The sequence below is a fragment of the Vibrio sp. D173a genome (assembly GCF_030248475.1).
In genome coordinates this window covers 1-751 of record NZ_JAHGAH010001539.1, presented here as the reverse complement: position 1 = coordinate 751, position 751 = coordinate 1, and the positions used below count along the sequence as shown (strand labels likewise).

At 40.1% G+C, this 751-nt stretch carries 1 protein-coding gene; it reads right to left on the bottom strand.

Going from position 1 to position 751, the window contains the following annotated elements; all coding sequences use genetic code 11:
* On the bottom strand, positions 1 to 435 hold a 435-nt coding region (locus KIV40_RS34600; RefSeq protein ID WP_285353979.1), incomplete at its 3' end, for a GNAT family N-acetyltransferase.
* Between the last annotated feature and the right edge of the window lie 316 nt (positions 436 to 751).

Below are 751 nucleotides of genomic sequence, written 5' to 3'. Positions count from 1 at the left end.
TTCACAAACCGCTCGACTTGCGGTGTTCTCGACCGCGGCAGATATCTCTACTTTTTCCATATCAAGCTCTTCAAAAGCGATCTCAATGAGTTTGGTAACCACCTGAGTCACAATCCCTTTACCCTGTTGAGACTCCGATAACCAGTAACCAACAGTGACTTTCTTGAGGTCGTGATTGATGGTGTTGAAACTGCAGTTACCAACAATGGCATCTTGATAGACGATCGCACAGGTCATACTTTTTCCCTCTGCGTAATCGTGCAGCGAGCGCTGGATAAATATACGTAAGTCTTGCTCGGTTTGACAATGAGGTGGCCATGCTAACCACTGACTTAAATAATCGGTTTGTGTCGAAACGAGTTGTGCATATTGTGCTGCGAAACTCTCTTGTACCAACGCGATCGAAATTTCATTATTGATTTTTATTTTAAACATCGTGTCCTCATTGACTGCTTAAGGGGCATTATACTTTGGTACTAGTTTGCTCTTTATACTGTTAACTGTCTAATTTTTATGCAAATTGTAGCACGAAAAATGCGTTATACGTTATTTATGTCACGAAACTCAATAAACCTTACTTAATTTGTGACTATATGTTTTGTAATCGATTAGTATTGGCCTCCAATAAATATAAAAAACATAATAACTAGGCTTAATTAATGAATTTGTACTGCCAGAGTGTGATCTTTGAACTCGGTAAGGACAGTTAAGACGCGCTCAAGCTGCTCAACACTGGCGTGTTTGAGCACCG